Annotated in this window: 10 protein-coding genes; 6 read left to right on the forward strand and 4 right to left on the reverse strand. The window is 58.0% G+C overall.

The window, feature by feature from the left end:
• The 3 genes from BMX57_RS15875 to BMX57_RS15890 form a co-directional block, all read right to left on the reverse strand.
• A partial coding sequence (locus BMX57_RS15875) for a rhamnan synthesis F family protein (RefSeq protein WP_092369359.1) occupies positions 1-1,927 on the reverse strand: 1,927 nt, incomplete at its 3' end.
• Complete coding sequence (locus BMX57_RS20465) at positions 1,924-2,973, reverse strand: hypothetical protein (protein WP_143057935.1); 1,050 nt, start codon at positions 2,971-2,973, stop codon at positions 1,924-1,926. The genes BMX57_RS20465 and BMX57_RS15875, both read right to left, overlap by 4 nt.
• Positions 2,970-4,121, reverse strand: coding sequence for an NAD-dependent epimerase/dehydratase family protein (locus tag BMX57_RS15890; protein WP_092369367.1), 1,152 nt, complete (start codon positions 4,119-4,121; stop codon positions 2,970-2,972). The genes BMX57_RS20465 and BMX57_RS15890 overlap by 4 nt, the downstream gene beginning before the upstream one ends.
• Before the next feature lie 705 nt (positions 4,122-4,826).
• Between BMX57_RS15890 and BMX57_RS15895 the strand changes: the two genes are divergently transcribed.
• The 6 genes from BMX57_RS15895 to msrA all read left to right on the forward strand — a co-directional run bounded on the left by BMX57_RS15895 (position 4,827) and on the right by msrA (position 11,541).
• Entirely contained in the window at positions 4,827-5,333 is a 507-nt protein-coding gene (locus tag BMX57_RS15895) for a hypothetical protein (RefSeq protein ID WP_092369370.1), read from the forward strand.
• Entirely contained in the window at positions 5,333-7,891 is a 2,559-nt protein-coding gene (locus tag BMX57_RS15900) for a rhamnan synthesis F family protein (protein ID WP_092369373.1), read from the forward strand. The genes BMX57_RS15895 and BMX57_RS15900 overlap by 1 nt, the downstream gene beginning before the upstream one ends.
• A gap of 5 nt (positions 7,892-7,896) precedes the next feature.
• Positions 7,897-8,889: a hypothetical protein gene (locus tag BMX57_RS15905; RefSeq protein WP_092369376.1), complete on the forward strand. Its 993-nt coding sequence runs from the start codon at positions 7,897-7,899 to the stop codon at positions 8,887-8,889.
• 5 nt (positions 8,890-8,894) lie between these two features.
• Positions 8,895-10,253 carry a hypothetical protein gene (locus BMX57_RS15910; protein ID WP_143057937.1) on the forward strand — a complete coding sequence of 453 codons (1,359 nt, stop codon included), beginning with the start codon at positions 8,895-8,897 and terminating at the stop codon, positions 10,251-10,253.
• A gap of 338 nt (positions 10,254-10,591) precedes the next feature.
• A complete protein-coding gene (gene msrB / locus BMX57_RS15915) occupies positions 10,592-11,038 on the forward strand; it encodes a peptide-methionine (R)-S-oxide reductase MsrB (RefSeq protein WP_092369382.1) in 447 nt (148 codons plus the stop codon).
• The gene (gene msrA / locus BMX57_RS15920; protein ID WP_092369385.1) at positions 11,035-11,541 is read left to right on the forward strand and encodes a peptide-methionine (S)-S-oxide reductase MsrA; all 507 of its coding nucleotides are present in this window, start codon (positions 11,035-11,037) and stop codon (positions 11,539-11,541) included. The genes msrB and msrA overlap by 4 nt, the downstream gene beginning before the upstream one ends.
• Before the next feature lie 23 nt (positions 11,542-11,564).
• Here the strand turns inward: msrA and BMX57_RS15925 are convergent, their stop codons facing one another.
• Positions 11,565-12,320: a DeoR/GlpR family DNA-binding transcription regulator gene (locus BMX57_RS15925; RefSeq protein ID WP_092369388.1), complete on the reverse strand. Its 756-nt coding sequence runs from the start codon at positions 12,318-12,320 to the stop codon at positions 11,565-11,567.
• Between the last annotated feature and the right edge of the window lie 20 nt (positions 12,321-12,340).

Here is a 12,340-nt window from a genome sequence, read left to right on the forward strand (position 1 = left end):
GTCCATTTTGCCGTCCAGTCCTCTGCCTAATCTCGACAGCAGGACTCGCACAGACAGCCTCAGAGCGGCAGGAGGGGATCGGCGAGGCGCTTACAACTGGTCGAACCACCGGTCTGAGCCAGCGTCTGGAAGCCGGCCAGCGTCTGATTATCCCGCCGTACGTTTCGTAACAGACATGGAACAATTTGCCGCGCCAAGTTTCTCGGGACTGTGAAAGAGTACGATCCTGGTCGACGACATTCCCGGTACTGAGATGAGACATCAGCCGCTGCATTTTGTATTCTAGTTTGGCGTAGTTTCGTGCGGCGGACCGCGGAGTCATCACCGAGAGCACTCGGTAGCCGGCGGCCTGCACACAATACCCGATCAGCCGTTCCTGCACATGGGCGAGCCCCCCGTCGACATGATGAGGTTCCTTGTTGTACTCCTCCCACTCCCAAGGCCTTTCGAACATCTGGCGCAGCGCTTTGGTGCGAAACCAATACATTGTGCCGATGGGAGCTACAGGTGTGGCCTTGTCCAGGGGGACATTGAGCTTCAGTTCATTTGCCAACCTGCGCGCCGGAGCGTAATTGTTATACCAGGAATGACCCAAGGTGCCGAAGCCGATGTGGATAATTGGCGGAATCAGGAGGCCCAGATCCGGTTCAGCTTCCATCTTGTCGAGGAGATTGCTGACATAGCCGCGGCTGGCAACCAGGTTCTCAAACAGATGTGTTTTGAATTCCTCTGACACCCGTGGCGAAACCTGTGGCGTGCGCTTGGAATGCAGGCGAAGAGCCACCTCATATTTGTCGGACAAGATCACATCCCGGAAGGTGATGAACAGTGACGCCATATCGCGTCCGCGATTCTGTTCGACAACACGCACCTCCACTGCATCGATCGGGTAACCAGCCTCCGTTAGGTAGCGCTCGATGTTCTGCCTGTCGTCTTCGCTGGCAGTAGTGACAAACAGGTGGTGAGGAGCGGGAATATTCTTCGCCAACTCGGTCAGCTCGGTGATCATACTGGGATAGTAGGCATGGATGAATACAGCGACTGTTCCGAATTTCCATTCATTCTTTTCGGATGGCGGCGCCGTTGTAGGCAAAACCTCGAACTGGTCGGCGATCGCGTTGAATTCGCGCATCGGTATTGTGAGAACCGTGTGGCGAACTGCCGTTTGGTATGCCGCCGGATGACGCTTGCGCAGGAGGTCGAGTGCGGGTCTGAGGGCGATGGCGTTGATATCGTGGAGCAGCGGATCGAGAGAGAGAACCTCCAGTGGCAGGCAAGGGCATCCTTGCGCGACAAGGCGATGGACCTCGTAGAGCCGTGGATCGTTGGTTTGTAGCTGATCGAGCGCGAGTGGAAACAGGACGCTATGCCCCTGCGTTTCAAGGAAGCGTGCGAACGGTCCCAGGCCGAGCCTGAAATCCGTCCAGTCGTCGCTGCCCTTGACCTTGTGCCAGAAATCCCGAAACCCGTCGGCGGCTTGCAACGTGGCACTGAAAATAGCAAAGTCCAGATAGGGCACACGTGATGGCAGTCCCTCGTTCTTCATGCGAACGTCGATTTGGGTATTGTGCCAGTAAGGTGAAAACAACCCGGTCTGGGTTTCCTCCATCTGCTCGAGTATCGGCGCCACAGGACCTATTGGCGCAATCACATGACCGCCGGTTGCGATGATCGGGACTCTGGGGTCTGTCGACCCGCTCGTTTCCGCTAGCAAACCGGCCCGCAGCCCGGCGAGGTAGGATGTCTCCGCACGGGGCTCAATCAGAACATCATCCGGCAGGAACCGGTCCAGCGTGCCGTTGACATCCTGGTGCGAGGTGACAACAACGAGCCGGTCGCACGACGCGCGCAATTCTGCCAGGGCGTGGTCTGCCGGCGCCGTGCCGATCCGGCCACGCGGTAGGACATAGATGGCGGTGCAATTCATCGCGCTGTCCTTTCGTTTGTTGTCAGTCTTTGCACCATGGCCTCTGCGGCCTGGCGGATGGGGTCGGCCATGGACAGAAGATACATATTGTAATGGACATACTTTCGCGGTTCGGCTGAAAACAACTGCTCGTCTTCGCCTACATCGATGCTCCAGGTGCCCCTGAGGCGATCTTTCAAGACTTTTTCGATCCGAAGCCGCAACAAGGAGTCACTTGGTACAGAGATCACACGGCGGGCGCTGTGCGCATGTTCCTGCACCAGCTTGCGGATTTCGCGTTGTTCTTCCACCGAAACGGAGCGTGTGAACCGCAAGCGCAAGTCCGAACCGACATTGGGCTGACCCTGGCCGTATATCAGGTTCATCAGGCGCAAGAACTCGGTCAATTCGATTGGGTACTTCACGTTGACCGGATTGACATGCCGCGCACGGAAACCTTGCAAATTCAGAATCGCGCCTGTCAGATGCTCATATATGTCAATGTCGCGCCTCTTTAGAATGTCGTACGGCACCGCATGAATTCGAGCCCGGTTCCGGGCAAGCAGATGGTTGAGATCGCGCATAGGATTGAGCAGGCGAGACCGCAACGGGTCCGCGGCTGCCAAGGAAAATCGCTCGGCGAACCCCATAGAACGCCCTTGCTTGACCTCTTCGGCCCAGAAGGACGGAAAAACGTCGAGCGGATCACGGACGACGTAAATCAGTTCGTATGTGTCGAACCCGAGTCGGTCGGCCAAGATGTCGAAACTCGCTGGCTTCCAACGGCAAAACCCTTCGGCGGAGAACAGGATGCTTCGGTTGTCGGCGCGAGCTGTCTCACCCAACTTTTCGAGAACGTTTCGACGCGGGGCCTGCGGGTGAAGGTATTCATCCGCATTATGTGCAAGGTGATGATGCGCTCCCAATTCCTTTGTACCCGCATCGGGGTACAGCCAGCCACTTTGACCCAAAGGGAGGCCGCTCTCTTCCAGGTTTACCTGGATGAAACTGGATGCCGTTTTGTGGGGCCCAATATGTAAAACCAGCCGTCGGTGTGATGTCTTCATGTGTCGCTGTCAAATCCAACGAGGGCCGCAGTTGGCTTTGGCCGATTGTCGTTTCGGTCGCCGGAAGTCGACGACGTCGCCTCGGCCAGCCAAGCGGTCAGTTGGGCCATTCCGTTGACAAGGTCAAACTCTGGTTGCCATCCCAGTTCAAGCCTTGCGCGAGAATTGTCGGCCACGGCGTGTCGGATATCGCCGGGGCGATACCCGCCGGAGATCCGTAGTTGCCCGTCGTCTGCACACATATTCAGCAACAACCGTCTTGCGGCTTCCACGATTGTCGTTCCCTCACCACTGCCGATGTCGAGAATGCCTTCCGGCATGACTTCGACAGTGCCCATGCGGAAAAATGCTGCAACGACATCATCGACATATACGAAGTCCCGGGTGATCTCACCGTCTTCGTAGATGTCCAGGATCCTTCGCTCGGCGATCTGCTGGGCAAAAATCGTCAGGACGCCGGTATAGGGGTTGCCCAGCGCTTGGCCCGGGCCATAGACATTCTGCAAGCGGAGGATACCGACTTCGGTCCCGCTTCCCCAGAACCCCTGCTGCAGAATGTACTCCTGCATAAGTTTGGTCGTCGCGTAGATTGACGTTGGGTTGGCAGGGCAGTTTGCATCGGTGGCAATTGGGGTCAAGCGGTTGCCGAAACGGTCCTTCGGCGCAAAATCACCCGCAGCCAGGGCCGAACTTTTTCGTGCAACTGCAACAGCGGGATTTCCGTCGGCGTCAATGCACGCGCCCTCGCCGTAGACGGCGCGTGAACCAGCAAGGATGACCCTTCGAACCTCAGACCGCGATGCTTTCAGAGCCTCAAGCAGTTTGGCCGTTCCAGTGACGTTGACGTCGGCATAACGTGCGGGAACGTCATGAGACTGGCCCGTGCCGGTTTCCGCCGCGAGGTGGTAGACGATATCCGGAGCCGCCTTGTCGATTGCCGCGTCCAGGGCTGCACGATCGCGGACATCGCCCTCAATGACGTCAACGCCAAGCCAGGCAAGCCGCCTACGGTTCGCGGCGTGGATGCTGGCCACCTGCTGATGGAAGTTGTCGAAGACGGTCACATGGGCACCATCGCGCGCCCAGCGTTCCGCAAGCTTTGCTCCGACGAAGCCGACACCGCCTGTTACAAAAACACGCTCGTTCATTGGGCAAAGGTCCCGGTATGATCCAGCAGTTCACGCGGTAAAGGACGACCATCCCCTTTCGGACCACCTTATTCGCGCATGCTTACTTCTTGTTCCTCTGCATTGGTCGTGCGAACCAATGGGCCACCGCTTATCGGTTTCTCTGCTGCTAACAATCCAGCCTTGGTTCTGCAACCAGGAACTGTAGGGCATCTAATGGTCCTATGCATGATGGACATGCGCCAATTTCAGGTTCGTCGCCAGATGGCACTCGGCTTCGGTACCCGCATTTGTCGTATTCCCGCTTGCTGCAAAACGAGGCCGGATCGATTCATCCGACCCTCTGAGCGGCTGCACCGAAGCGCCCTTTAGCTCAATCTTTTTGGTGGGTGGGTTGATCCTTGGAATCCCAGCCGTTAGGCGATACCGGGTCGTGTGTAAGAGAGAGCATTGTGATCAAAGCTCCTGATCGCAGAGTGAGTTGGACTGCATGCATGAGAAATAGAAATAAAACAATTACTTACAGAGATGCCGCGGTTTGGTCTTGCAGCCCTCCTCGCCGGTGGTTACGACGCGGCAGTAGTCAATGGGTCCTTGCGCCGACCCTGTTCCAGGCTGGCCGTTGCTACCATGTGGCGGGCCCAAAACGCGCAGAATGATCAACCCTCGGGCGACAGCTGCGTTGATAGGAGCGGATAGGCTCGTGAATTTTGGTGGAGCGCATGCATGATCATCACTACAGTAGATAACCTATCGGCGCTTGACCCGAAGCACCGCATGATGACTTGGCCTGGCCCTCGGATCATGATTTCTGACCCTGAAGCTCAACCAAAGCGCGAAACGAGGCCATCGCATCCGGGCGACTTTGTTGTGATCGACTTTGCGACAGCACCCGCGAGCAGCTTCGACGCCCTGCGTATCGCCATTGGACGCGCCGCCCGCGCGAGGATCGAAATGAGCGGTCCGCTACTGTTCTGCAACAAGGAGGTTCCAGGCAAGGAGGTCCGGCGTCTGGAGATTGCAGTAAGGCAGGATCCTTGGTTGATCGAGTCCAAGACTGACCCGACGGATGGCACGTTCTCAAAGCTGGTTCTAGGTGAGAGAATTGTCACCAACCCCTTGTTCCAGGGCTACTTCGTTAATCTGCACGAAGGCGTAACGGAAATGCAGATCGGCGGCTGTCTCGAGTTGATGGAACAGCATCTCGTCTGGCAAAGGGCGGAGCAGTCCTGATGAGCCTTGATGACCTGTGGCAAGAGATCCTGGCTGAAACCGGCCATCTGGAGCAACGCCCCGATTTTCGCTTTGATCCCGCGTTCTACGGTGCCCGCCACCCCGATCTTGTCGCAACGGGTGTCGATCTGCGTAAGCATTTCGAGAGTCACGGCAAGACCGAGGGACGTTTCGCGAACGCCTATCAGGAAACGCTGAAACATGTGCCTGATCTCAACCGGCGGCTGGCCGACATCACCGTCGACCCCCGGTTGCGAGCCGAAATCGAGGCCGAGACTGACGGCGTCTTCGAGTTGATCTTCGAGCTCCTGTCGCTCGGCGACCCGATCGACAGGATGCTGTCGCATTTCTCTGAGCAACAGTATTTTCAGGCTTACCCGGATGTCCAGAAAGCTGGCCTGGTTGCATTGCACCATTTCACTCGGTTTGGCATCACCGAAGGTCGCCGAAGCTTGCGCGACATTCGCGAGAACCAGTTTCGCGGCAGTCTGGAGTTCGACAGAACAAAGCCGACATGCTGTATCTGTGTTCATCAGTTGACAAAAACTGGGGCACCGATTGTCGCCCTTGGGATGGCACGCGGTGCCAAAAATACGCATAATGTAATCATTATGTCCCTGGAGCAGGGACCTTTGCTGGCTGAATTCCAATCGGTGGCCAACATGGTTGTCGTAACTTCGCGGCCGGACGAAGATTTTGACTTTCTTGACCTGCCCAACGGTGGACAAGTCGATTTCGCAATTCTCAACTCCGCTGCATCCTTTTTGTTTGCCAAGGCCTTCATTCGCCGATCGATCCCGTATGCGAATTACATTCACGAATTCACCGACTATATTCCAGTTCGTCAGGCTTTTTGGAGCGCGCTCTTCTCTGACCTTATGGTCTTCATTTCGGAAAAAATGAGGCAGAACTGGACGCCTATGCTCAAGGATATGCGGTTTGATGTAGCGCAGGACTCTGTCATCATTCCACAGCGGGTCATCCAGCGAAAGAATGTAGTGGCAAAGGAATACTCCGAAGCCCGCGAGCATCTGTCGCGACTAATTGGCGTTGATTGTAGGAATCGGCGCGTAGTCTATGGTGTCGGCTTTGTTGACTGGCGCAAGGGCACTGACTTGTTCGTGTTAACGGCGCAAATGGCGCGGAAGCGTGATCCAGATTCTCTGTTCGTATGGGTCGGGGATGGGCTGAATCACGAGCACATGCCCTTCGGCGTTTGGCTCGACAAGCATATGCGTGAGGCGGGGGCGAACGACCCCGGCGGAAACCTGTTCTTTCTACCCACTGGACAGCATTATCTTGACGTGTGCCGTGCATCCGACGTGTTGTTCCTCCCGTCGAGGTCGGATCCACAGCCGAATGTCGTTTTTGAAGCGATGCAGTTCGGGGCGCGCGCAGTTCTATTCGAAAAGGCCACGTCGTTCGACGACGATGTGTACGCAGGCATAGACGAACTCCAGCGCGTGGAATACGGGGACCTGGTCGGGGCCTGCGATGCCCTTCTCTCGGCCCCCATGAAACAACCCGCCCGAATTGGCCTGCCGTCGTTCCCGCGCAAGCGATCGGATGCCGATGTGTTTCAGTCCATATCCCAGGCTCTGAACAAACGCCTTTCCGAGCAACGCCATTTTGTTGCCGGCGGCGGAGACTACGACATACCGATGCTGTTCACGACGTATGAACGCGACCGTGAGGCACGCAGGAACGAACGCGAGAAGATGTGGTCCTACAACCGGCTCTGGGTCTGGCGGTCAAGCGCGCAGGCTGAAGCCGAATTGGCCGCCTCCGACAACTGGGTGCACCAGAACTGCCGGATAGAGCGTTTCGCCTGGAGCGACACTGTGCCGCCCGTCGACTACTCCGTGCATATCCACGCCCATTATCTCGACAACCTCGGTGGCGACCTGCTCTATTACCGGACCCTGCACGAGGCGCGGCGCATCGTCGTTACGACCGACAGCACCGAAAAGGCGGATCGGATCGCCCAGATAGGCAGGCAGGCCGGCATCGGGGTTGAGACTATCGTTGTTCCGAACAAGGGCCGCGATATCCTGCCCTTCATGCAGCTCTTCGCCAATGGCCATGCGCAGGAAGATGAAATCTGGTGCCATGTGCACCAGAAGAAGTCCCTCGAGGTCACGGACGCGGGAGAGACCTGGCGCCGCTTCCTGATGGCGATCCTGCTTGGTGACGACACCCGGTTTTCTGCAGCGCTGGAACTGGTCGCCGCGCCCGAGACCGGCCTTGTCACGGCCTTCGATCCCGGCGTCAGCAACTGGGCCGGATCGCGCCGCCTTCTGCCGCAAATCGCGCCCAGGCTGCCGGGGCCGATCCCTGAACACGCGCTGCTGTTCCCGGTGGGAAACATGTTCTGGACACGCGGACGGGTCGTTGCCGAGATGAACGGAATATTCGGGGAGAACTACCCCTGGCCGAACGAGCCCATTGCCACTGACGGCACCGTCTATCACCTGATCGAGCGGCTCTGGCCGGCGGCGAGCGCAATGGCAGGGCTGAACGCGGTATTCCTGGACAAGCCGGATCAGAAAAGGGTGTGACCGAAATGCGGATCGTTTTTCATATAGGGATGGGAAAAACTGGAACCACTTCCATTCAGCACGCCTTGGCGAACAGCACCACTGCCCTGGCAAATCAGAAATCAGCTTACATGGGCATGTGGTTTGATGCGATTGATCCGGCGTACGGGGGGCTACAGGGGTTCTCTCGTTTCGTAGGTGAAGCCGATGAGAAAAAAATATTGAGTGCTGAAGTATTCCATAGGTACCTTGTTGACCGTGCTGAGAAAGAAGGCATCGAAACTTACATTTTCTCGAATGAAGGCTTGTTTCAGGCTGGGCCGCAACTAGAGCTCTTTTTTAGCACCTTACAGGCACAAGGGCTCTCTATTTCCTTTGTGGTTTATTTGCGCGACCCGAGGGCGTGGTTACCTTCGGCCTATACGCAATGGGCGATCCGGCACAAGACGAACGAAGGCCCGGTTCAGGACTTTCCAACCGCCGCCCGACGCCTGATTACGCAATACCAGATGATCCGGTTCTGGCGTGAGAATTTCGGGACCGCCCTGAAAGTGAAACCGTTCGACAGCAGCTTGGATGTCATTCAGGATTTCGCAGGGATTTTGGGTTTGGACTTGCCCAAGTCCGACACCCGAAGGCTTGAGCGCGCTGAACCGGCCGACACCCTGCTGCGAGCGATGTTCAACACTCGCTTTCAAGACAAGGTTCTGCCCGATGAGTTTGACAGGTTCGTCACGAATTCTTCAAGCGCGCCGCCTCCCTCCCTTCAGGATATGGCGAAGCGATGCTTCAACCACCAGGCCGCCGAAGAGATCATTGCTGAGAAGCGGGAATTGTTCGAGTATATCCGCGACAACATCGGGTTCGATTTCTTTGACGAGGAGCCTCGGCCTTCGAACTTGCCGGACGATACCGAGCTTCAACGCCGGGTGATCGACTACCTCGTCGAGGTGACCTTTGACCAGGCGCAGCGTCTCAAACGGCTGGAGCGACTGATCTATGATCACATGGGGAAATGATGGCTATGAAAATCGTCATCCACATCGGGATGCACAAGACTGGGTCGAGTTCGATCCAGAGCACTTTTGCACGGCTCGAGCATCCTGATCTTGAGTATATCGACTGGGGTATCAGCGGCAATCACTCTGCACTCTTTGTTCTTCTTTTCGAGGACATTGATAAGCTTGCTGAATACGACAGCTTCGCGCACCGCGGGTCGGAGTTCATTCAAGGCTTGCCCATGTTGCGCAAGGAGTGGCAAGAGCATGTCTCGAACCAGCTGGCGCAAGCTGGGACCAAGACCGTGGTTTTTTCGGCTGAGAGTATTTCGGCTCCGTCTCTCCAAAGTGCTGTGCAGCGAATGCATGCTTTTTTTTCTGATTGGTCAAATGAGGTCACCGTCATCGGTTACGCTCGCCCTCCAGGCGACTTTAGGGCAAGCGCATTTCAACAACGATTGAAAGGTGGATTTGTTCCAAATCTTTCAGACGGAAGCACGTCACCGCAATATCGAAGAAGATTTGAACACATTGACAGGATCCTTGGCCGCGAGAATGTCGTGATCAAGAGCTTTATGCCTGATCAGTTGCTCGGGCGTGATGTGGTGAAGGACTTTGCCGACCTAATCGGCGTGGCTCCCTTGGCGGACGATCAAATCATCCGCACCAACGAAAGCCTGAGCCTGGAGGCGGTCGCGTTGCTCTATGTTCAGCGGAAACTGGGGCGTGGTTTCGTTGCCGGCTTCGATGGCGCGCATTCGGCAAACAATGCCTATATTTCCCGACTTGCAACAATTGGCCACAGGAAATTCTGCTTCTCTCCGCAGATGCTAGCACCGCTGCTCGAAGCAGAGCGCGATGACATCGCCTGGATGGAGGATCGGCTGGGCCAACCGTTTTCCGACGTGGGGGCAGCGCACCCGGAGGCGATTTCTTCGCTCGACGAGTTGGTCGATGTAGCTTTGCAGCAATTCGATGCAGTGCAGGAATTGCTTGGGGACAAAGCCGTGACACAGGGGCCGACGACCCCTGAAACCCTGGTCCAAGCCCTTGAGCAGCTGCGCGAGGGTTGTTACGAGGAAGTAAGTGCCGTGGCGCCGCGCCAAGTTAAGGCGACATCGCAGTTTTTGACAGGAAAGGGAGCTAAATCCATGCCAAGCGAGACCGTACGATCCAAGGCAACCGAAGAGGAACTGCGCTTGCGCACGAAGCTGGCGAGAATCCTGTGGCACAATGATCATTTAACTGACATGCCCAGCGACCCCGAAGAGCGCAAGGTAGCATTCGGCAACGTGGCAAAGGATTATCAAAGAAAGGCACTCGATCTGACCCGGCGCCTTGAAAGAAACAATCTCAAGCTTGTCGAGCTTGAGACACAGGACTAACCCGTCCTACCCAGAACCCGAGCCGCCCGCGCCACCGGCCGCGGGCGGCTGTGTTTCGGGGATACCACGCTTCTGACCGCGTAGCCGGGTAACCGAGCGTATCGTCTGTCCGCCGCGGGTCCGAGGACACCATCCTCTTGCGATGTCTTTGCGCAATGCACCCGCTGCGAAAACGCCGTGCGGCTCATTTTCAAAGCGCGTCAACTGGTGCGGCGATTGGACACTGCGATTGAGCGCCGCGTGCGGCTCATCAAAAACGCGTGGTGGATGGCGGCAAGTGGTGGCAAAGTCGGTCCGCTCGCCCCAGATATGGGGAGATGTGCAAGGATGAGGGTCGCATGACGTATCGCAAGACAGACGAGGCCATCTCGCGGTTGACGCCCGAGCAGTTCAACGTCACGCAGCAGAACGGCACCGAGCGGCCGTTTACCGGGGACTATGACCAGCATTTCGAGGCGGGGATCTATGTCGATGTCGTGTCGGGCGAGCCGCTATTCGCCTCGTCGGCCAAGTACAATTCGGGTTGCGGCTGGCCGGCCTTTTCCAAGCCGATCACCTCCGCGCATGTGACCGAGCACCGCGATGCCTCGCTGGGCATGCTGCGAACCGAGGTTCGCTCGACACATGGCGACAGCCATCTGGGCCACGTGTTCAACGACGGGCCGAAGGAGCTGGGCGGCATGCGGTACTGCATCAACTCGGCGGCGCTGCGGTTTGTCCCGAAGGACCGGATGGAAGCCGAGGGGTACGGCGAATATCTCGACCAGGTGGAGGAAAGCCAATGACTGAACGAGCCGTTCTGGCGGGGGGATGCTTCTGGGGCATGCAGGATCTGATCCGCAAGCTGCCCGGCGTCCTGGACACTCGCGTCGGATATACCGGGGGCGACGTGAAGAACGCGACCTATCGCAATCACGGCACCCATGCCGAAGGGATCGAGATCGTCTTCGACCCCGACAGGATCAGTTATCGGCAATTGCTGGAGTTCTTCTTCCAGATCCATGATCCGACCACGATGAACCGGCAGGGCAACGATGTCGGGGCCAGCTATCGGTCGGGCATATATCATACCTCGCCCGAACAGAAGGCGGTCGCCGAGGACACGATCGCGGATGTCGAGGCCTCGGGCCTGTGGCCGGGCAAGGTGGTCACCGAGGTCAAGCCGGCCGGCGATTTCTGGGAGGCGGAACCTGAGCACCAGGATTATCTGCAGCGGTTCCCGGGTGGCTATACCTGCCATTTCCCGCGCCCCGGTTGGGTGCTGCCCCGGCGCGACGCCGCCGAATAGGCGCGGCCGAAACGGGGCAGGGCTCAGCCCAGGCGCAGATCCAGCCCCTCGCACAGCGCGTCGAACGCGGCGGGGGGCGGCTTGTCCGACACCAGGATGTCGCCTGGTTTCAGCGTGGGCTGCCGCAGGGCCGGTTTGCGCGACTGCGGCTGGAACTTGGAGTGATCGACCGCCATGATCGCCCGTGAGGCATTGGCGAGCATGGCGGTCGCGATATCGACTTCGCATTGTTCATGCACCAGGAACCCCTTGTCGGGTTCCACCATCGAGGCCGACAGCAGAACGTAATCCACCTGCATCCGCTCGATCACCTCGAAGGCCGAGCGGTCGAAGGCGGCGCCGTCATGGTCGCGCAGCTGGGTGCCGGCCATCGACACGTTGTTGCCCGGGATCATCGCCAGCGTGCTGGCCACGAAGGCCGAGTTGGTGACCACCGACAGGTTGCGGCGGCTGCGCAACGCCTGCGCCACGAAGGCCGAGGTCGATCCGGTGTCGATCGCCACGCTGTCGCCGTCACCGATGATCTCGGCCACCTGGCGGGCGATGGCGACCTTGGCGGCGCGGTTGACGTTCATCCGGGCCAGGAAGGGCGGGTCCGAGGCCGGGCGGTTCGACATCAGCGCGCCGTGGACCTTGCGCAGGTCCCCGCGCTCGACCAGCGGTCGCGAGACGCGCCGGATCGTCTGGTCCGACACGCCCAGCAGGCGCGACAGTTCCTGCACGCTGACCGTGCCGCGCATGTCGACCGTCTGCAGAAGCTGATCTTCGTATTTTGACATCGACACTCCGCTACACCGGT

Source organism: Cribrihabitans marinus (genome assembly GCF_900109035.1).
In the GTDB taxonomy this organism is placed as follows: domain Bacteria; phylum Pseudomonadota; class Alphaproteobacteria; order Rhodobacterales; family Rhodobacteraceae; genus Cribrihabitans; species Cribrihabitans marinus.